At 46.1% G+C, this 21495-nt stretch carries 17 protein-coding genes; 8 read left to right on the top strand and 9 right to left on the bottom strand.

Annotation, left to right across the window (positions count from 1 at the left end):
* Positions 1–47: 47 nt before the first annotated feature.
* Genes gspF through gspC form a run of 4 tightly spaced genes read right to left on the bottom strand, consistent with a single transcriptional unit; the run spans position 48 to position 5710 of the window.
* Positions 48–1271, bottom strand: a complete 1224-nt coding sequence (gene gspF / locus ACXABW_RS00460) for a type II secretion system inner membrane protein GspF (RefSeq protein WP_265686924.1) — start codon at positions 1269–1271, stop codon at positions 48–50.
* Positions 1271–2764 (bottom strand): type II secretion system ATPase GspE, encoded by a 1494-nt coding sequence (gene gspE, locus ACXABW_RS00455; protein ID WP_457523457.1) that lies wholly within the window; start codon positions 2762–2764, stop codon positions 1271–1273. Before gspE ends, gspF begins: the two co-directional genes overlap by 1 nt.
* Positions 2761–4788: a type II secretion system secretin GspD gene (gspD, locus tag ACXABW_RS00450; RefSeq protein ID WP_457523456.1), complete on the bottom strand. Its 2028-nt coding sequence runs from the start codon at positions 4786–4788 to the stop codon at positions 2761–2763. Before gspD ends, gspE begins: the two co-directional genes overlap by 4 nt.
* Positions 4789–4825: 37 nt before the next feature.
* Positions 4826–5710 (bottom strand): type II secretion system protein GspC, encoded by an 885-nt coding sequence (gene gspC, locus ACXABW_RS00445; RefSeq protein ID WP_457524923.1) that lies wholly within the window; start codon positions 5708–5710, stop codon positions 4826–4828.
* A gap of 250 nt (positions 5711–5960) precedes the next feature.
* Here gspC and hslR point away from each other — a divergent pair, with 250 nt between their 5' ends.
* The 4 genes from hslR (at position 5961) to ACXABW_RS00425 (ending at position 11260) form a co-directional block, all read left to right on the top strand.
* Positions 5961–6347 carry a ribosome-associated heat shock protein Hsp15 gene (gene hslR, locus ACXABW_RS00440; RefSeq protein ID WP_457523454.1) on the top strand — a complete coding sequence of 129 codons (387 nt, stop codon included), beginning with the start codon at positions 5961–5963 and terminating at the stop codon, positions 6345–6347.
* Positions 6348–6377: 30 nt separating this feature from the next.
* On the top strand, positions 6378–7253 hold the full coding sequence (gene hslO, locus ACXABW_RS00435) for an Hsp33 family molecular chaperone HslO (RefSeq protein ID WP_457523452.1): 876 nt from the start codon (positions 6378–6380) through the stop codon (positions 7251–7253).
* A gap of 335 nt (positions 7254–7588) precedes the next feature.
* Entirely contained in the window at positions 7589–9217 is a 1629-nt protein-coding gene (gene pckA, locus ACXABW_RS00430) for a phosphoenolpyruvate carboxykinase (ATP) (protein WP_252028955.1), read from the top strand.
* 123 nt (positions 9218–9340) lie between these two features.
* Complete coding sequence (locus ACXABW_RS00425; protein WP_457523450.1) at positions 9341–11260, top strand: AsmA family protein; 1920 nt, start codon at positions 9341–9343, stop codon at positions 11258–11260.
* Here ACXABW_RS00425 and ACXABW_RS00420 read toward each other — a convergent pair.
* From ACXABW_RS00420 to typA, 5 genes are all read right to left on the bottom strand, one after another.
* On the bottom strand, positions 11257–12180 hold the full coding sequence (locus ACXABW_RS00420) for a bifunctional GNAT family N-acetyltransferase/hotdog fold thioesterase (protein ID WP_457523449.1): 924 nt from the start codon (positions 12178–12180) through the stop codon (positions 11257–11259). The two genes, ACXABW_RS00425 and ACXABW_RS00420, sit on opposite strands and share 4 nt — an antisense overlap.
* Before the next feature lie 71 nt (positions 12181–12251).
* Entirely contained in the window at positions 12252–12686 is a 435-nt protein-coding gene (gene dtd / locus ACXABW_RS00415) for a D-aminoacyl-tRNA deacylase (RefSeq protein WP_252028952.1), read from the bottom strand.
* Entirely contained in the window at positions 12658–13590 is a 933-nt protein-coding gene (locus ACXABW_RS00410) for a virulence factor BrkB family protein (protein WP_457523447.1), read from the bottom strand. The genes dtd and ACXABW_RS00410 overlap by 29 nt, the downstream gene beginning before the upstream one ends.
* A gap of 88 nt (positions 13591–13678) precedes the next feature.
* On the bottom strand, positions 13679–14212 hold the full coding sequence (locus ACXABW_RS00405) for an AAA family ATPase (RefSeq protein WP_457523445.1): 534 nt from the start codon (positions 14210–14212) through the stop codon (positions 13679–13681).
* 87 nt (positions 14213–14299) lie between these two features.
* Entirely contained in the window at positions 14300–16129 is a 1830-nt protein-coding gene (gene typA / locus ACXABW_RS00400; RefSeq protein ID WP_252028949.1) for a translational GTPase TypA, read from the bottom strand.
* A 500-nt stretch (positions 16130–16629) separates the two neighbouring features.
* On the opposite strand from typA, the gene glnA reads away from it, so the two are divergent.
* From glnA to glnG, 4 genes are all read left to right on the top strand, one after another.
* Entirely contained in the window at positions 16630–18039 is a 1410-nt protein-coding gene (glnA, locus tag ACXABW_RS00395; RefSeq protein WP_252028948.1) for a glutamate--ammonia ligase, read from the top strand.
* Positions 18040–18233: 194 nt separating this feature from the next.
* Positions 18234–18773, top strand: a complete 540-nt coding sequence (locus ACXABW_RS00390; protein WP_457523443.1) for a DUF4124 domain-containing protein — start codon at positions 18234–18236, stop codon at positions 18771–18773.
* A gap of 178 nt (positions 18774–18951) precedes the next feature.
* Positions 18952–19944, top strand: coding sequence for a nitrogen regulation protein NR(II) (gene glnL / locus ACXABW_RS00385; RefSeq protein WP_457524921.1), 993 nt, complete (start codon positions 18952–18954; stop codon positions 19942–19944).
* Between the two features lie 49 nt (positions 19945–19993).
* The gene (gene glnG / locus ACXABW_RS00380) at positions 19994–21397 is read left to right on the top strand and encodes a nitrogen regulation protein NR(I) (RefSeq protein WP_252028945.1); all 1404 of its coding nucleotides are present in this window, start codon (positions 19994–19996) and stop codon (positions 21395–21397) included.
* The last annotated feature ends 98 nt before the right edge of the window (positions 21398–21495 follow it).

Genomic DNA, 21495 nt, shown 5'->3' with positions numbered 1-21495 from the left:
AGAGACGCATGAGCACAATAAGTTCCCAGCGTTTAAACCATTTGGTACTAGCGGCTCATTAAGTTGTTCATCTCAAGCATTGGCATCAGGGTGGCCATGACGATAAACAGCACCAAACCCGCCATCAATGCAATCAGTGCCGGGGTAAATATTCCAAGTGCAATATTCACCGACGACTCAAAGTTCGCATCTTGAGTATCGGCCGCTCGAGTTAACATGCTTTCTAACTCACCACTCTGCTCACCACTGGCTATCATATGCAGCATCATGGGTGGAAACAGCTTGGTTTGATCAAGCGCTTTACGAAGGCTCGCACCTTCTCGCACATTATCTGTTGCTGCAAGCACTTGTTTCTTCACATATTGATTCGACATCACATCAACAGCGACACGCATACCTTCAAGGATAGGAATGGCACTCGAAGTACAAATCGCGAGAGTCCTAGCAAAACGAGACGTATTTAGCCCTTTGGCGATTTTTCCTAGCAGCGGCATCGCGATTACTTTTCGATCCCAACTCAAACGAATATCCGGCTTACTCAACAGCCAGCGAACAGCATAGATAACCACAACCGTACCGATGAATAGGTACAGACCCCAAGCCTGAATGAATTCACTTGCGGCTAACAGGATTTGTGTCGATTGGGGTAACTCTTGCCCCATTTGAATAATCGGCTCGATGATTTTTGGTACCACACTAGCCAGAAGAAACGAGACAATCCCGACCGCAAACACCACCAGCACAGCAGGGTAAATCATGGCCTGTTGTAACTTTGAGCGCATCTTTTGTCGGTTTTCGGCATAGTCAGCTAAACGTTCAAGCACCGCATCTAGGTGGCCGGATTTTTCGCCTGCCGACACCATAGAGCGAAACAACTCATCAAAGATGTGTGGATAGTCGGCTAGGCTGTCGGCCAAGGTATAGCCTTCGGTTACTTTAGAGCGAACAGCCGCTAGCATCGAACGTATACGAGGCTTTTCAGATTGCTCTGACACGGCTTTTAAACATTCTTCCAGTGGCATACCGGATTGAACAAGAGTCGAAAGCTGGCGAGTGATTAGCGCTAAGTCTGGTGTACTAATACCTCGTTTAAAAGTAAACGAGCCACTTGAACTGCTGCTCTGCTGCTTAGCGCGAGTCTCGGTGACTTCAATCGGCACCATGCCTTGCTCTTTTAAGCGAGCACGAACCTGGCGAGCATTGTCTCCTTCAATGACGCCTTTTTTCTTACGTCCTTTCGCATCCAGTGCTTTGTACTCAAATGCCGCCATTACACTTCCTTGGTCACTCGCATCACTTCTTCGAGCGAGGTGATCCCTTGTTTAACTTTGGCTAGCCCATCACTACGGATACTTGGTGTTTTCTCGCGCACCGCTTTCTCAATGGTTTGCTCACCCGCTTCACTGTGAATGAGTTCTTGGATTTGGTCGTCGACCATCAACAACTCATGAATACCAGTCCGGCCACGGTAGCCTTTACCGTTACAGCTTTCACAGCCATTGGCTTTATACAGAATCAGCTCTTCATCAGCGCTCAAGTCAAACAACTTTTTCTGCTCTTTGTCGGCTTGGAAAGGCGTTTTACAATCACTGCACAGTGTGCGAACTAAGCGCTGAGCCAACACACCAAGTAGCGATGAAGAAATCAAAAACGGCTCAATGCCCATATCGCGTAAACGAGTAATTGCACCAATTGCAGTATTAGTGTGCAAAGTAGACATCACCAAGTGGCCAGTCAAAGAAGCTTGAACCGCAATTTGGGCGGTTTCTAAATCTCGAATCTCCCCCACCATCACTACATCAGGGTCCTGACGCAGTATCGCTCTCAAACCACGGGCAAAGGTCATGTCGACTTTTGGGTTTACCTGAGTCTGACCAATACCGTCAATGTCGAATTCGATCGGATCTTCTACGGTAAGAATATTGCTTTCATTGCTGTTAAGCTCTTGCAAGCCAGCATACAGCGTGGTGGATTTACCTGATCCCGTTGGGCCAGTCACCAATATAATGCCGTGTGGCCTTTGGATAAGGTGACGGAAGTTATCATGATTGGACTTGGTCATACCTAAGCTGTGCAAATCAAGTCGAGTCGCATTTTTGTCCAATAGACGCATCACCACTCGCTCGCCGTGAGAAGACGGCATAGTGGATACACGCACATCGACTGCTCGGCCACCGATTCGCAGAGAAATTCGTCCATCTTGAGGCACGCGTTTTTCAGCGATATCGAGCTTAGCCATAACCTTTACACGAGAGACCAACAGCGGCGCTAGCTTGCGACTTGGAGCAAGCACATCTCGTAAGACACCATCGACACGGAAGCGAATCGATAGAGATTTTTCGAAGGTTTCAATATGAATATCCGATGCACCTTCTTTGATCGCTTCACCCAACATGGCGTTGATAAGCTTGATGATCGGCGCATCGTCTTCCGACTCTAATAAGTCTTCATCCTGGGGTAACTCTTCAGCTAAAGAGAAGAAGTCGTCGTTGTCAGCGCCAATATCTTCCATCAACTGACGCGCTTCGGAAGAGTCTCTTTGATAGACCTGCGTAAGCTTGGCATCGAAGTCTTCAGAGTTTAAAGCAGACAGTGCGAACGCCACTTTGGCTACGCGTTTCACTTCGACTAACGCTTCCATAGACAAAGGCTCAACATAAAACAGCGTTGGCCCTTGTTCGGTATGCTCAAACACAAGCTTAAAGCGATTAGCAAAGCTAAATGGAAGGCGACGCAAAGCAGGTGCCTCTAGGGTATCACTCATTGAACATCTTCCATCTGGTCGATGAATGCCTGTATTTCAGCTGGATGACGAATATCTTGACCAAATTTTGGTACAACAGGAATATGAGCGTCATCCATTAGCTTCAAGCCTTGATCCGCTTTATACAGCTGCTCTGCTCGAATAAAGTTGTACTTACGTTGAGTAATACCGTCGGCTGTCACGCCGTCTCGAATAATGGTTGGCTTGATAAACACCATTAGGTTCTTTTTCTCAACTTGCGTACTGGTCGACTTAAATAAGTGGCCTAACCAAGGAATGTCACCCAGCAGAGGCACTTTTGATTCGCTTTCCAATGCTCGCTCGTCAATAAGACCGCCGAGGACAATCATCTGGCCATCTTCCACCATCACAGAGGTATTCAATTGCCTTTTCGCAAAGCGCACATCTACGGCACCGTTAGCACCAAGCACATTGGAAACTTCTTGCTCGATGTTAAGTTGAACTGAGTTACCTTCGTTAATCTGGGGTACCACTTTGAGTTTGATACCCACTTCTTTACGGTCAACCGTTTGGAATGGATTATCATTGTTAGAACCTGCAGTAGAACCGGTAATGACAGGCACTTCTTCACCCACGATAAATGACGCTTCGCCGTTATCCATAACGGTAATGCTTGGTGACGACAGAATGTTTGAATTGGAATCGGTAGCAACTGCACTAATTAACGCGGTCCAATCACCCATCGCGATACTCACTGCTGCACCATTGACTCCACCTAGGGCCGCAGCTAACGTCGAGTAATCACCTTCTTCGGTAGTGGTCTCATTACGTAAGAAATCGCCATTTTCATCATAAACAGCAGTAGTTGTCGAAGTGTCTTTCGCCTCTTCAAGACCTACCATAACCTGACCAATTGGTGCACCCGTATTACCATATTGGATAACCGTTCCGCTTTCTAGTGAGCCCCATTGGACACCAAGATTAACGCCATCACCTTCTGCCATTTCAACAATCAGCGCTTCAATCAGTACTTGAGCGCGGCGAATGTCGAGCTGAGCAATCACATCTTGAATCGCATTCATAATATCTGGCGGAGCAGTAATCACGAGCGCGTTGGTTTCTGGGTGTGCAGCGATCATCACTTCACCGCGCTGAGTGCTTGATGACGCCTTTTGACCCGCTTGCTTCTCAGCTTGTAAGTTGTCGGAGACCCCTTTCAGAACATCGACTAGATCTTCTGCTTTGGCATACTTCAAGTACACCACTCGGTTGTTTCCTTTCGACGCCATTTCCACATCAAGCTGAGTGATCAGTTTTTTGAGTCTCGAACGAACTTTAGGATCGCCAGAGATCAGAATCGAGTTGGTTCGATCATCAGCCACCAATTTAGGCTGTAAGAAAGCTGGCGTATTCTTGGTATCAGTAGTCTTGTTTAGAGCTTCGACGATACGTACCATTTCAGCCGCAGAAGCGTTTTTCAGCTCAACCACTTCAATTTCTTTGTCACCCGCTTGGTCTACACGCTTGATGATTTCTGCTAAGCGGTTAACCACAGCAGCACGGCCAGTGATTAAGATGATATTGGCCGGGTCGTAGTGCACAACATTACCCGCACCCGCATTATCGTTAAGCTGGCGCAGCAAAGGAGAAAGTTCTCGTACCGACACATTACGAACCGCAACCACACGAGTGATCACACTGTCGCCATTCGCGCTGTCATCACTAACGACAGGAATTGCAGACGTTTTGGCATCTTTAGACTTGATGACTTTAAGAATACCGTTGTCCATTTCAACCACTGCAAAACCATAGACTTCCAGCACGTTAAGGAAGAAGCTGTAATACTGCTCTTCCGTCAGCATGTCATAACTGCGGACATCTACCTTACCGCGTACAGCAGGGTCAACAATGATTGTTTTCTCTAAGTTTCGACCAACGATGTTGATGAACTCTTGAATATCAGTCCCTTTAAAACTGGCACTGAAATCATTAGCAGCAGCCATAGGCGCTACAAATAAGCTTCCTGCTAGCAACCAAGCACTTTTACTAAACCAATGCTTCACTCTTTACTCCTCACCCTGATGCACTCCGGCAGCAGTACTAAAATTCAATGTAGATATCATGTTGCTGACCATCTCGTTCAACGGTCAGGTTGAGCTCGCTTAATTCCGTTATTGACTTAAACACGTTGCTCATTGCTTTTGGGTCAGTCAGATCCTGCCCATTAATCTGTACCGCAATATCCCCACTTTGGAGTCCAACAGAGCGAAACAGTTCAGGTTGTTTTCCAGGTGTCACTCGATACCCCACGACGTCGCCATCTCTCTTTACTTGAGACATGCGAACATATTGGAAAATCTGCTGGGGATCTTTGGTGATTTGTTGGCGAATCTTTTCTAGTTGATTAGCCTGATTGTGCGCGTTATTGCCCACAGATAAGGCCGGTTTAGGGCGTGATTCAGTAGGGGCCGCTCGTTTACTGTAATCTATGCCGTCTAGCATCAATGTTTCGTCACGGCCTGCGTTATCAATGATGACGCGATCAGCAAGAACGGCTTTCAAACTAGCGCGAGTCCCTTCAATTTGTTCATTGATGCCGTAAGTTGCTTGAGAACCTCGGTTGGCAATGACCGCTAAGCCTCGGCTGGCATTGCTGCTGGCTACTACACCCACTAAGGTTAAATTTAATCGCGTTTTTGGTGCGTCTTGCACTACTGGCGCAACTTCGACTGGTTTTTTATCGGCCTGATACTCACCAAACAGCTCACTTTTTTGTAAGTCAGAGATATTAACCCCGTTACTTGTCGTCGTGGTCGTCGCCACCGCTTTTGGTGACCACTTAGGCACAGCTTGTTGCTCGCCTTGGAGCATCCAGAACATTTGGCCGAGTAACCAAGCAGACAAGGCTAAAAGCAAAGCCGTGATCGTCCAACTGGCTTTGACTTGTAGATTGGGTGTTTTGCTGACTAGGTTTTGCAGCCAAATAACAGCCGTGTTCCTTTCGATTTGGTTCTGCCTCACCAAAAAATCCTTACTCTTTTAGATCCTACGAGACTGCTTGTGAAGTTTTTATGATCATGCAGTTACAGGGTTTATTCAATATAACATAGCTGTTTTGAACGACATCGAATTACTGTCAAAAATTGCCCCTTACCTTGAAAAACTGGGAGCACAACACCATTGTTACCAACATTAATCGATAGTATGCCGAATAAATTAGAGGTGTTTCTTCACAATGAGTTCCAATTCAGTTGCCGTTAGACTTGATAAATGGTTATGGGCCGCAAGATTTTATAAAACCCGCTCTATCGCTCGAAACATGGTTGACGGCGGTAAAGTCCATTATAATGGTCAACGTAGTAAACCAAGCAAGATAGTTGAGCTTGGCGCAACGATTACCCTAAGACAGGGGCATGAAGAAAAAACCGTTGTGGTCGAAATTCTATCAGATCAACGCAAGGGCGCTCCTATCGCGCAAACACTGTACTCAGAAACGTCCGAGAGTGTTGCCAAACGAGAGCAAAATGCCATGCAGCGTAAGCTTCATGCTCACAACCCTAGCCCTGAACGTCGCCCTGACAAAAAGCAGCGTCGCGACATCATTAAGTTTAAACACCAGTAAGCTCCACACATTCTTGAGAGGAATAGCCTGATGGCAAACAACGTTTTAAATCGCTACTTATTTGAAGACCTATCAGTACGTGGTGAGTTGGTACAAGTTGATGAAGCGTACCAACAGATTATTTCCAGCAAGGAATACCCAGTAGCAATTCAAAAACTACTCGGTGAGCTACTCGTTTCAACTACCCTTCTTACCGCCACACTGAAGTTCGAAGGTTCAATCACTATGCAACTGCAAGGTGATGGCCCTGTATCACTGGCTGTAATCAATGGCGACCACGACCAGAAAATCCGTGGTGTCGCTCGCTGGGATGGCGATATTGCTGATGATGCATCAATCCATCAGTTGATGGGCAAAGGCCATTTAGTAATCACTATTGAGCCAAAGAAAGGCGAACGCTATCAAGGTATCGTTGGTTTAGAAGGCGATGATCTCGCTTCTATTCTAGAAGGCTACTTTGCTAACTCTGAACAGCTGAAAACGCGTATTTGGATTCGCACAGGTGAAGTAGAAGGCAAAGCACATGCAGCAGGTATGCTACTGCAAGTCATGCCAGACGGCACAGGCTCCCCAGATGACTTCGAGCATCTAGAGCAATTGACCGACACAGTGAAAGATGAAGAGCTATTCACTCTTGAAGCAAACGAACTTCTTTACCGTTTGTACAACCAAGAGAAAGTGCGCTTGTTTGAGCCACAGCCTGTCGTATTTCATTGTGGTTGTTCACGCGAGCGAAGTGGCGCAGCAATCATCACAGTCAGCCAAGATGAAATTTATGACATTTTGGCCACTGAAGGATCAGTTTCTTTACATTGTGATTACTGTGGCACGAATTACTCGTTCGATGAAGGTGAGATCAAAGAGCTTTACCGTCACGCATCCTCTGGTAACGATACGCTGCATTAATTCGCCTTAAACAACAAGCTAATTAGCACTGAGAAAAAGCCAACTTTATGTTGGCTTTTTTTGTGATCAAAGCCTGACAAATCAAGGCCTACAAGCGACCGAATAGCGTACTTAATTTTTTGATATTAATAATTCATTTGATCTAGCGCAAAGGTTTGCGGGCGAGATAAAATAGCAGTACCAATATGTGACGGGACGCTTAAACCCCACAAAAATCATGGGTATATTTTGAGCTATATCCCTGTTTGTCGTAAGACCCGTTGCTAACATGGTGAGCATATAAAAATTAAAAATACTTACAAAATCCCTACAAAATATCCTAATAAGGAGCACCTATGACCGTTATGGAACATACAAAGGCTGCAACAATTGATCTTACCAAGCACGGGCTGCAAAACGTCAAAGAGGTTATTCGTAACCCTAGCTACGAAATGTTGTTCGAAGAAGAGACTCGCGCTGATCTAGAAGGCTACGAAAAAGGCGTAGTAACAGAGCTAGGCGCCGTCGCCGTGGATACTGGTATTTTTACTGGCCGCTCACCAAAAGATAAATACATCGTTAAAGACGCAACTACTGAAGAACACATGTGGTGGACATCCGATGCGGTGAAAAATGATAACAAGCCAATCGACCAAGCAGTATGGAACGATCTTAAAGCGAAAGTGACGGAACAACTGTCTGGCAAGCGTGTATTCGTCATCGATGGATACTGTGGTGCCAACCCTGATACTCGCCTGAGCATTCGTGTCATTACTGAAGTCGCTTGGCAAGCGCACTTCGTGAAAAACATGTTCATTCGCCCAACGGAAGAAGAACTAGCAACGTTCGAACCTGATTTCGTGGTCATGAATGGTGCTAAGTGCACTAACGAGAAGTGGGAAGAGCATGGTCTGAACTCTGAAAACTTCACTGTCTTCAACCTAACTGAGCGCATGCAACTTATTGGCGGTACTTGGTACGGTGGCGAGATGAAGAAAGGCATGTTCGCAATGATGAACTACTTCCTTCCGCTTAAAGACATCGCATCAATGCACTGTAGCGCTAACATGGGTCAAGATGGCGATGTGGCTATCTTCTTCGGCTTATCGGGTACGGGTAAAACAACCCTGTCTACCGATCCTAAACGTGCACTAATTGGTGATGACGAGCACGGCTGGGATGACGATGGTGTCTTCAACTTTGAAGGTGGCTGCTACGCAAAAACCATCAAGCTTTCGAAAGAAGCTGAACCTGATATTTACAATGCAATCCGCCGCGATGCACTTCTTGAGAACGTGACCGTTCGTTCTGACGGTTCGATCGACTTTGATGATGGTTCAAAAACAGAAAACACTCGTGTTTCCTACCCACTTCACCACATTGAGAACATCGTTAAGCCTGTATCAAAAGGCGGTCACGCAAATAAAGTGATCTTCCTATCGGCAGACGCATTTGGTGTATTACCTCCGGTTTCAAAGCTGACACCTGAGCAAACCAAATACCACTTCCTATCAGGCTTTACAGCAAAACTTGCGGGCACTGAGCGTGGAATTACAGAGCCAACACCAACATTCTCAGCTTGTTTTGGTGCTGCTTTCCTAACCCTGCACCCAACTAAGTACGCAGAAGTGTTGGTTAAACGCATGGAAGCTGCTGGTGCTGAAGCTTACCTGGTCAACACAGGTTGGAATGGCAGCGGCAAGCGTATCTCGATTCAAGATACACGTGCGATCATTGATGCCATTTTAGATGGCTCAATTGAGCAAGCGGAAACTAAGCACATCCCGATCTTTAACCTAGAGGTGCCAGTGGCGCTACATGATGTTGACCCTAACATCTTAGATCCACGTGATACTTACACCGACCCTCTACAATGGGAAAGCAAAGCAAAAGATCTAGCGGGTCGCTTTATCAACAACTTTGATAAATACACCGATAACGCTGAAGGTCAGTCTCTGGTTGCGGCAGGCCCTCAACTAGACTAATCGCAACACGCGATAAAACTGTTAACTATGCTACAAGCCCCTCTAAAGAGGGGCTTTTTTTATTGAACAGTTGCTGCATTTGTTTCAAGCTAACAGCACATTCATAAGGATTTGGTTAGAGCTTTGGCTAAGAAACTACTGACTGCATTAGCAGTTGTGATAATTGTTATAGCGATCTGCATTGCAGCGCTGTTTACTGTGTCACAAACCCCTTATTCCGCCAAGCTAGCAAACTATCTACTCCAGCAACGTTATGGCAATGACGCTCACGTTGAAAGTGTCCGCTACCAAGCCCCTTTCCACTTCACGATTAAAGGCTTAACACTTCAAACGAATTCCAATCCTATTTATATCCCACAAACAGATATTTGGTTTAACTCATCGATTTTCCAAGATAACAAGCTGCAGATTGATAGCATACTGATTGATGGTCTAAGCCTGCAAGATCAGGAGCTTGCCAAGCTGCCCATAGATAATATTGAACTGCACCAACTGGCACTGAATAACTTTGATTTCTCCAATCAAGACGTTGTTGCACGAGGAGTGAATGTACAGATCAAGCAGCCACATTGGGATAAGCCAACGCAACACATTCCGTTTGGTGATATTCAGCTTTCAGCCGAACAGATCTACTACTACGGTGAAGCTCTGAACTCATTATTGATCGATGCGGAGCTAAAACAGGAAAACAGCACCATTTATGGCGCCTCTTTCCGCTGGCGCGGGGCTGATATTTCAGGGCAAGCAGAACAATTTCCACAAGGCTGGTCGCTGATTAATGTCACCATCAACCACCTAGTTCAGCCTGACACCGACGTCTTAAGCCAAGTTCAGCCCGTCGTTGCGCCTTGGCTGGCAAATATCTACCACATTAATAGCCTGGACATACTCGGTAGCAGTTTTCGCTTTGCTGACATGACATTGACTAACCTAGACGCTTCGCTAGAGAACCTTGAGCTCAGTAAATCGGCTTGGGAGCAACCCGAGGCGTACTTATCATTTAATGCTGAAAGCATAGAGTTGCGCCAACAAAAGGTCATCAGCCCAACAGCGACACTCAATTTCACACCCGATACGATAGAAATTGAAGACTTCGACAGTGATTACCTACAAGGGCGAGTGCAGCTATCAGGCCGCCTTAGCCCCTCTGACATTCATCTGTCTACACTAAGACTTACCGGGCTTAAACTGCTTGAAGATACTCAAAGTACGCTTCAGTTCATTTCTGATTATCTAGGCGAACCCGATACCCTCATCGTCGATGATCTCGAAATTAATCGCAGCCAAATAATCCAATTGGAGCAATTACCGTATTGGCAGCTTTCAGGAGTGAGTGTAGAAGGGAAAGAGCTTGAGTTGATTCGTGAGCGAAAACTAGGGCTTTGGCAAGGAAAGCTTAGCGCATCTGCCAATAGCTTAAGCTATGGAGATACCAGCGCGACTCAGGCAATTTTTTCTGCTCAATCTCATCAAGGCTTGTGGCAAGTCGATAGGCTGTTTGTTCCTTTAGAGCAAGGATATGTAGATGTAACAGGACAATGGGATAGGCAACAGCCTAGCGCACCTTGGCAGCTTTCCGTTCATGGGGATGGGCTACCGACCGAACTGTTTAGTTACACCAAATTATTACCATTCAAGCTAGATGGGTTAGCTGAGTTAGAATTAGAGCTACAAGGCTTGTCTGGAGATCAATCGGCTTTAGCCCACTCTCTTTCGGGGCAAATCGATCTCAAACTCAGAGACAGCTTGTTAGTGATACAAGAACAACAATCACAACGCAATCGGACTCTATTCCAACCCTTAGACTCCGCCAGCATTCACGCAAAAGCCGATCGCGGGCGAGTGACGATCACTAGCACAAATATTGAAGGGACGGAGCTAAACGCAAACTTCTCAGGAGAGCTAGACTTAGTTAGTCCAGAGCAAGCAACGCTCACTCTAGAACTCAAACAAAAATGCCAGACTGTCACTTCTAATGTGCTGTCTGGCATCAATCAGTTTGCCGATAACTGCTCAGAGAAAGAATCTGAAGCGGTAGACTAAGTCTCTGCAGTTAATCGTTGCTTGTAGTTTGGCAATAGCATGTACGTACCGACAAACTCTACCGCTGGCTTGTCACCACTATAGATGGTCACGTTAATTACGATACGTGCTTTTCTACCAGAGGCTAACCTATCTAGGTCACCACTAATGCCATCGAGGGACGTCGAGGCCACTGGGTTTTGCTCTACCGGATGGCGATAGCGAATTTTACTGTCGGCCAGCACAATATCACCTTGTAAGCCTCGCTCTTTCAGCAGCAGCCAAGTCATCCCCCAGCCGGTAAGGGTTGCCAAAGTAAACGCAGATCCTGCGAACATGGTGTTGTGTGGGTTAAGGTTTGGGTTTAACTGCGCACCACACTCAAACTGATACCCTGTATACTGGTTAATCTTGATACCCATTTTGTCACTGATTGGGATCTGGTTTTCCCAGCGCTCTTGCAGTTCAGTACACCATTCAGGCTTTCGCAGTACATTGGCCATAGGGTCAAGTTGCTTCACCATCTGCTGGTGTCTTACTGGACCACGTTGATCATTCAGTTCGCCACGCGGTTCAAACTCATTTTTTTCGTAAAAAGAGATCGCATCCTCACGCGCATTACAAACCAAACGCTTCGCTCCCTCCTGGCGCGCCAGAGATTCAAGCGCCACCAGCACCAATGAGCCCATACCTTTACTGCGGCGATTGCTTTTCACCGCCATATAGCGGATCTGACCTTCGTTATCGGGAGTAATATACAGGCGACCAATCGCCATAGGGCGACCACGACCATCCACAATCATTCGATGGTGACTCATTGGGTCGTATTCGTCACGCTCTGAACCAATTGGCATACGCCATGGCTCTCTTAGCATTTGCCAGCGAAAGTGGTAATACTTATTAAGCTGGTTATCTGTTTTTGGCGTAATCAGTTTAAACATGAATTCATCCCTAATTGCCTAGCCGCTTAGCTTGTTATCAATGCTTTATGCAACCAGCGCTTATTCCTTTATTAAACCTGCAACCAAAACGTCACTGGGCCATCATTAACCAGCGATACTTTCATGTCCGCTGCAAATTGACCACGTTCCGTTGGCAAGACGCCTTCGCACTGCTCGGCAAAATACTCGTACAAACGCTCCGCATCTGCAGGATGAGCACCGCGTGAAAAACCAGCGCGAGTCCCTTTTTTGGTATCTGCTGGTAATGTAAATTGAGACACCACCAACACCTTTCCGTTCACTTGTTGAACATTCAGGTTCATCTTGCCAGCCTCATCTTCGAATACACGATACGTGGTGACACGCTCCATAAGACGTTTCGCTTTCGCTTCATCATCGTCTTTTTCTACGCCAAGTAATACAAGTAGACCTTTGTCTATCTGCCCTACAACTTCACCATCCACTTTTACCGCGGCTTCACTCACTCTTTGAATCAGTGCGATCACTACAACTTCCTATCGATTGCTCTGGGTTACGTTGGCTAGAGTGTACCATGTCCGGCTCTTGACTCCAGTGTGACCTCTCGCTCATTGCGGCTGTCACTTCTGCACCAATCAACACGATTAGCCAGCACAAATACACCCACACAAACAAAATAGGAATCGCCGCCAACGCGCCATAAATCAGCTGATATGAAGGGAACTGAGTAATGTAGGCAGCAAAGCCTTTTTTGCTCAACTCAAACAAGATCGCAGCTACAATCGCCCCCAACATCGCATGGCGAAAGCGTACTTTTTTGTTAGGAACAATCAGATATAGTCCTACAAAAGCAAAAAAGGACAGCAGGAAAGGCAACCAGCGAAGCAATAGGTTATACACCCCAGAAACCGCATCGCTTTCTAGTATTTTTAACGACGTAATGTAAGAAGTTGCAGCAATGCTGGTACCGACTAACAGAGGGCCCAAGGTAAGTACCATCCAGTACATAGAAAACGAGAACACTGCCCGACGTTTGTGAGTCACTCGCCAGATATAGTTAAGGTTCGAGTCGATATTTGAGATCAACATTAACGCTGCGACAAATAAGAACACACTACCTACCGCGGTCATTTTTCCGGTATTCGCGACAAACTCAATAAGCGCTGCACGAACCGCATCACCAGCAGCTGGCACAAAATGAGTAATCACAAAATCTTGAATCACTTCCCCTGCATCTGAAAATACCGACACAGAAGAAAGGACAGAGAGAAGTACCGTCAACATAGGAACAATCGACAGCAAAGTGATATACGCTAGATAACCGGCATTGACGTTAACGCGGTCATGTTTCATCCGCGCCAATAAATAGCGAAAAAAGTGTACCGTAGTGGTGATGGCTGGGGGCCACTCGAATGGTGCTTTCGGTAGCATGTACTTCAATCCTTGATCTCATGGTCTGGCCAAGCAAGCCTAACAATCCCTTTGGTCATCTATCATCTCACAGAATGAATTCAATGCCCTAATCTAGTGATTGTACATGATTATCAATGAATAAGGTGCGCTGATCAATGCAGCCCCAAGGTACCTCTACTACCTCAAAGCCTAGGTTGAGGTATGTGTGGTGAAGTTGTTTGTGAATGTCTAAAGCTTGCGTAAACGGGTAAGGGCGCACCTCATCTTGCACATATAGAGAGGCTTCTGGACGACATAAAAACGCCACCGTTTGGTACCCTTGGCATGCATCTATATAGTGCGAAGGTATATCGATACCTGCTTGGGTTAAATAGGCGCAGACATCAGGGATAGCACGATCCATAAAGCTTGGCACCTGCTCCACACGAGCCCTCTGTTTTTGCTCACTCATCAGCTCAAAACACAGTTTGGCAAAAGCCGCTAAGTCGTGCCAAGGCAAAATTCCGTGTTCTAACCGGCTCTGCTGCTCTATCAACGTTCTCGAGGCTTCCTCAAATGTCGTATAGCCTCTATCACTTAGTGCATTAATGAGTGTGGTTTTCCCCGCACCAGGACCACCTGAAATAATAAATGGCTTCATCTATTTGCTCATATTGAGTCAATAAAAAAGGGTGAGAAGTTTCCCTCTCACCCTTCAATCTAATAACGAAATCAACCTAACTAGAGATTACTTCGCTCCGCGTGATGCACGCTTACGATCACTTTCCGTTAGGAACTTCTTACGAATACGGATGCTCTCTGGAGTTACTTCTACTAGCTCGTCATCATCGATGAATTCTAGTGCTTGCTCTAGCGTCATGATGATTGGCGGAGTAAGAACCTGTGCATCATCCGTACCTGACGCACGAACGTTGGTTAGCTGCTTACCTTTTAGTACGTTAACCGTTAAGTCGTTGTCACGGCTGTGGATACCAACAACCATGCCTTCGTACACTTCAACACCATGGCCAATAAACATACGGCCACGCTCTTGTAGGTTGAATAATGCGTTCGTTAGCGCTTTACCCATGCCGTTAGAAATCAGTACGCCATTGATACGTTGACCAATTTCGCCACCTTTGTGCGGACCGTAGTGGTCGAATGTATGGTAAAGCAAGCCAGAACCTGATGTTAGCGTCATGAATTCAGTTTGGAAGCCGATCAAGCCGCGAGATGGCATGATGAAGTCCATACGTACACGACCTTTGCCATCAGGAGCCATATCAGTTAGCTCACCTTTACGCAGACCGATGTTCTCCATAATGCCGCCTTGGTGCTCTTCTAGAACATCGATGGTTACCGTTTCGTACGGTTCCATTAGCTGGCCATCTTCTTCTTTGATGATTACTTCAGGGCGAGATACCGCAAGTTCGAAACCTTCACGACGCATGTTTTCGATCAGGATAGACAGGTGAAGTTCACCACGGCCAGATACGCGGAATTTGTCTGGATCATCAAGTTGCTCAACGCGCAGTGCTACATTGTGTACTAGCTCTTTTTCTAGGCGCTCTAGGATGTTACGTGAGGTTACGAATTTACCTTCTTTACCCGCAAACGGAGACGTGTTTACTTGGAACGTCATAGTTACTGTTGGTTCATCAACAGAAAGTGCTGGTAGTGCTTCAACTTGGTTTTGCGCACAGATAGTGTCTGAGATTTTCAGCTCACCAAGACCTGTGATTGCAACGATGTCACCTGCATTCGCTTGCTCAACGTCGTGACGCTCTAGACCAAGATAACCCATTACAGTACCCACTTTACCGTTACGAGTTTTGCCATCAGCGCTAACTACGGTTACTTGCTGGTTTGGCTTAACACTACCACGAGTCACACGAGCAACACCGATAACACCAACGTAAGAGCTGTAATCAAGCTGAGAAACTTGCATCTGTAGAGGACCGTCTAGGTCAACTTCTGGCGCCGCTACTTCTTCAACGATAGTTTCGAATAGTGGCTCCATGTCTTCGCCAGTTTCGCCTTCTTCTAGAGAAGCCCAACCGTTAAGAGCTGAAGCGTAAACGACTTTAAAGTCTAGCTGTTCGTCAGTTGCGCCTAGGTTATCGAATAGATCGAATACTTGGTCCATTACCCAATCAGGACGTGCGCCTGGGCGGTCGATTTTGTTGATAACAACGATTGGCTTTAGGCCATGAGCAAAAGCTTTTTGCGTTACAAAGCGCGTTTGTGGCATTGGGCCATCAACTGCGTCAACAATAAGAAGCACAGAATCTACCATCGACATGATACGCTCTACTTCACCACCGAAGTCCGCGTGTCCCGGAGTATCTACGATGTTGATGCGGTAATCGTTCCAGTTAATTGCTGTGTTTTTAGCAAGGATGGTGATACCACGTTCTTTCTCGATGTCGTTCGAGTCCATGACTCGCTCTTCAGTTTCACCGCGAGACTCAAGGGTACCTGATTGCTGTAGTAGTTTATCAACCAGTGTTGTTTTACCGTGGTCAACGTGCGCGATGATCGCGATATTTCTTAATTTATCAATCTGTGGAGTAGCCATGGATTTAGATTCACTTATAAAAGAAGCAGCCCTCTTAAACCGAACATTTAACGAGCACTGCCTATTTGATTAAAAAAACGACCGTAATGTACCAGATTCTAGCGAAAAACCTAGAAATATGTGATCTATCACGGCAGTTTTCGTCTGTTTTAAGACTAGGCGAGGAGTTGATTTGGAACAAACTCGAATCAGGTACACAGAAATACGATTGACATAGTCAGCAAAGAAAGGCTGAATGGTATGCGGTGTTTGAGTCATATTGGTGCAGTAATCAACACTTGCACCAATAAAGTGCAACAAGAGATCATTTTGGTGCACCAGAACGCACCAAAAACACCACAAACAGCTTAATACATTGAAATTAATGGATTAATTTTTTTGGCACGATTTTGGCCTTATGAGAAATAGCATCGATTAATAAGATTGAAATGGAATTAATCAATGCTGGATTCACCCGAATCGGGCTATTACCGCTTTAATAACACTGGAGGTTATCCAAGATGTCAGTAGAAAACGTTCTATCGCTGATCCAAGAAAACGAAGTTAAGTTTGTTGACCTACGCTTTACTGATACTAAAGGTAAAGAGCAGCACGTATCTATCCCTGCTCACCAAGTTGACGCAGACTTCTTTGAAGAAGGTAAGATGTTCGACGGTTCATCAGTTGCTGGCTGGAAAGGTATTAACGAGTCAGACATGGTAATGATGCCAGACGCATCATCTGCTGTTCTTGACCCATTCACAGAAGACGCAACACTAAACGTACGTTGTGACATCCTTGAGCCTGCAACAATGCAAGGCTACGATCGCGACCCTCGCTCTATCGCTAAGCGCGCAGAAGACTACCTACGTTCAACAGGTATCGCAGATACAGTTCTAGTTGGTCCTGAGCCAGAGTTCTTCTTATTTGACGATGTTAAGTTTGCAACTGACATGTCTGGTTCTTTCTTCAAGATCGATGACATCGAAGCAGCTTGGAACACAGGTTCTGAAATCGAAGGTGGTAACAAAGGTCACCGTCCTGGCGTTAAAGGTGGTTACTTCCCAGTAGCTCCAGTTGATTCTTCTCAAGACATCCGCTCTGCAATGTGTCTAATCCTAGAAGAAATGGGCCAAGTGGTAGAAGCACACCACCACGAAGTAGCAACAGCTGGTCAGAACGAAATCGCAACTCGTTTCAACACGCTAACAGCTAAAGCTGACGAAATCCAAGTTTACAAGTACGTTGTACATAACGTTGCTCACGCATTTGGTAAAACAGCGACATTCATGCCTAAACCACTTGTTGGCGACAACGGCAGCGGTATGCACGTTCACCAATCTCTAGCAAAAGATGGCGTTAACCTATTTGCTGGTGATAAGTACGGCGGTCTATCTGAAATGGCGCTTTACTACATCGGTGGTGTTATCAAGCACGCTAAAGCAATCAACGCATTTGCTAACGCATCAACTAACTCGTACAAGCGTCTTGTACCAGGCTTCGAAGCACCAGTTATGCTTGCTTACTCTGCACGTAACCGCTCTGCTTCTATCCGTATCCCAGTGGTACCAAGCCCGAAAGCGCGTCGTATCGAGCTACGCTTCGGTGATCCATCAGCGAACCCATACCTATGTTTCGCAGCAATGCTTATGGCTGGTCTTGACGGCATCAAGAACAAGATCCACCCAGGCGAAGCAATGGATAAAGACCTTTACGATCTACCAGCTGAAGAAGCTGCAGAAATCCCAACAGTGGCTTACTCACTAAAAGAAGCGCTAGAGTGTCTAGACGCTGACCGTGAGTTCCTAACAGCTGGTGGTGTATTCTCTGACGACTTCATCAACTCGTACATCGACCTGAAGTCTCAAGATGTTGAAAAAGTTAACATGACGACTCACCCACTTGAGTTCGAACTGTACTACTCTGTTTAATTCAGCGTCTTAACGGTTAGATCACAAGATCTCATTGGAATACCATGTAACCCAATGACCAAATATTAGGCTCGCCTCGCAGGCGAGCCTTTTTTGTATTTTTCGCTCATAAATCAACCAGTAGCATTGTATCTAATCCAGCGCTTTCTCCAGCTTGCGCTTTCCATACAACGCCTTGACGGCTGAGGTGAGCAATGAAACTTTTTCATTTTACTGCCCCTTTATTGATCACAATCCCTTTGAGCCTTTCAGCTCAAGATGTCTTTACGTGGGAAGATGACAATGGTGTGATTCATTTTGGTGATTCACCACAGCACAAGAACGCCAAACTTATTAGTTTGCCTGATCATAGTGCAGCATCTCCTGCCCCTACATTTGAACAACCTGAACCAGTAGAGGCTTCTACAACTGCATCATCTACCTCAACGAAACCGTTAGCCAAGCTAGAGCTTGCGATTGAGTCACCAGTGCACGATCAAACTATCCGTAGCAACCAAGGGTTCATTGCTGTTACAGCATCGGTCAGCCGTAAGCTGGCCGTGGGGGAGCAGTTGCAACTTCTGCTAGATGGTAATAAATATGGCGCCCCACAAATAGCGAACAACTGGCAGCTAAAAAATATTGATAGAGGTACTCACACCCTGTCTATTCAATCATTTAGAGGCGGCAAGCTTATTGCATCATCAGATTCAATAACGGTGCATTTGCATAGAACATCGCTCAAGAAGCAGTAATTTAGGCCTATCACGCAATTATCCCGCCTATTTTTCTTTTTCTTCCAGCATCAATGCGCCATACTGAGAATAGTACGCACCAAATTAGTGCAACACTTTCTTTACCACCGCCAAGGATGACGCAGTGAACCTCGAACTCAGTAATGCGATACTCAATAATGTAGTGACCGCCACGTTAATGTTGGACGAAGCTCTTGTCGTTCGTTATGCCAATCCGGCTGCAGAACAGCTATTCACTCAAAGCGCTAAGCGTATTGTCGATCAGCCACTCTCCAAATTGATTCAGCATGCCTCCATGGATTTAGCTCTACTTTCTCAACCATTACAAAGTGGCCAAAGTATCACAGATAGCGATGTGACCTTTGTGGTAGACGGTAAACCTTTAATGCTAGAAGTCACCGTTAGTCCCCTATCTTGGGAAAAGAACCTGATGTTGCTGGTTGAAATGCGAAAGATAGGGCAGCAACGTAGGCTAAGCCAAGAGTTGAATCAACATGCCCAGCAGCAGGCGGCTAAATTGTTGGTGCGCGGGTTAGCTCATGAAATCAAAAACCCTTTAGGCGGTTTAAGAGGCGCAGCCCAGCTTTTGGAGCGCATGTTGCCAGATCAGAGCTTGACCGAATATACCCAGATCATTATTGAACAAGCCGACCGACTACGCTCTTTGGTAGACCGATTACTTGGCCCACAAAAACCAGGACAAAAAAAACCAGAGAACCTTCACCTCATCCTAGAAAAGGTACGTCAGCTGGTCGAGCTTGAGTCAGGACATAGCGTGGTGATTGAAAGGGATTATGACCCCAGCCTACCCGATATTCTAATGGACACCGATCAAATAGAGCAGTCGCTGCTCAACATCGTCAGTAACGCAGCTCAAATCCTACAACCTCAAGAACATGGAAAAATCACCATACGCACCAGAACGGTGCATCAGGCGAACATTCATGGCCAACGCCATAAACTTGCGGCTCGGGTAGAGATCATTGATAACGGCCCGGGGATTCCTGCCGATTTACAAGACACACTATTTTATCCCATGGTCAGCGGCCGCGAAGGTGGCACTGGGCTCGGGCTATCGATTTCACAAAACTTAATTGACCAACATAACGGCAAAATAGACGTTGAAAGTTGGCCCGGTAGAACTACGTTCACCATTTATTTGCCAATCTAGCGCTTAGCTAGATTGGGTCAGTTTGCTATTGCTGTAAGGATTAAAAATTATGAGTAAAGGATATGTTTGGGTTGTTGATGATGACAGCTCCATTCGATGGGTTATGGAGAAGACCCTCTCTTCAGCAAACATTAAGTGCGAGACTTTCTCCGATGCAGAAAGCGTACTGCTCGCATTGGAACGTGAAGTCCCAGATGTGCTGGTCTCTGACATTCGTATGCCTGGAATCGATGGGATTGAATTACTAGAACAAATCCACCTTCGCTCACCTGAGCTGCCAGTCATCATCATGACTGCCCACTCAGATCTAGATGCCGCGGTGAATGCTTACCAAAAAGGGGCGTTTGAGTACTTACCAAAACCATTCGACGTCGATGAAACCCTAACACTGGTTGAACGAGCTATCACCCATAACCAAGAGCAACGCAAAGGCCAAGCTGGCGATGACTTACAAGCCAATGACGCTCCAGAGATCATTGGTGAGGCACCAGCAATGCAGGAAGTATTTCGTGCAATTGGTAGATTGTCGCGTTCTTCTATCTCTGTCCTTATCAATGGAGAGTCTGGTACAGGTAAAGAACTGGTTGCTCATGCTCTACACCGACATAGTCCTCGAGCTAAAAAACCTTTCATCGCCCTCAACATGGCAGCGATTCCAAAGGATTTGATCGAGTCAGAGCTGTTTGGGCATGAGAAAGGCGCCTTCACCGGTGCTAACAGTGTGCGCCAAGGCCGTTTTGAACAAGCAAATGGCGGCACTTTATTCCTTGATGAAATCGGGGATATGCCGCTTGATATTCAAACGCGCTTGTTGCGTGTTCTAGCTGATGGGCAATTTTATCGAGTTGGTGGTCATGCTGCGGTACAGGTTGATGTAAGAATTGTTGCTGCGACTCACCAAAATTTAGAAAAATTGGTTCATCAAGGCGATTTCCGTGAAGACTTATTCCACCGCCTTAACGTCATTCGAATTCAAATCCCTGCTCTACGTGAGCGAAAGCAAGACATCGAAAAGCTCACCTTGCACTTTTTATCCCACGCAGCTGAAGAGCTTGGTGTTGATGTAAAGTCTCTACACCCATCGACAGTGGAAGTACTCAATAATTTGGAGTGGCCTGGCAACGTGCGACAACTAGAGAATATCTGTCGTTGGTTAACTGTGATGGCTAGCGGAAATGAGATATTACCAAGTGATCTTCCTCCCGAGTTATTAACAGAGCAATCAATACCTCAGTTTAGCGATGGTATAAGTTGGCAAGAGCAACTATCTTCATGGGCGAAACAGGCTCTAACCTCTGGAGAAACCGAACTGCTTTCTTATGCACTCCCTGAATTTGAGCGTATACTTCTAGAAGCAGCGTTGAATCATACCAATGGCCACAAACAAGACGCAGCAAAAGTACTTGGTTGGGGACGCAACACATTGACACGTAAACTCAAAGAGCTTTATTGAGTTTATACATCCACTGTCATACCGGTATTTTTTCACTACGAATGCGCTCGTATTAACGCAGCGCCGAAGACGTCGGCGCACTGTTTAAATGGATACCA

Source organism: Vibrio paucivorans, assembly GCF_054053395.1.
This window is presented reverse-complemented; position numbering and strand designations above follow the sequence as displayed.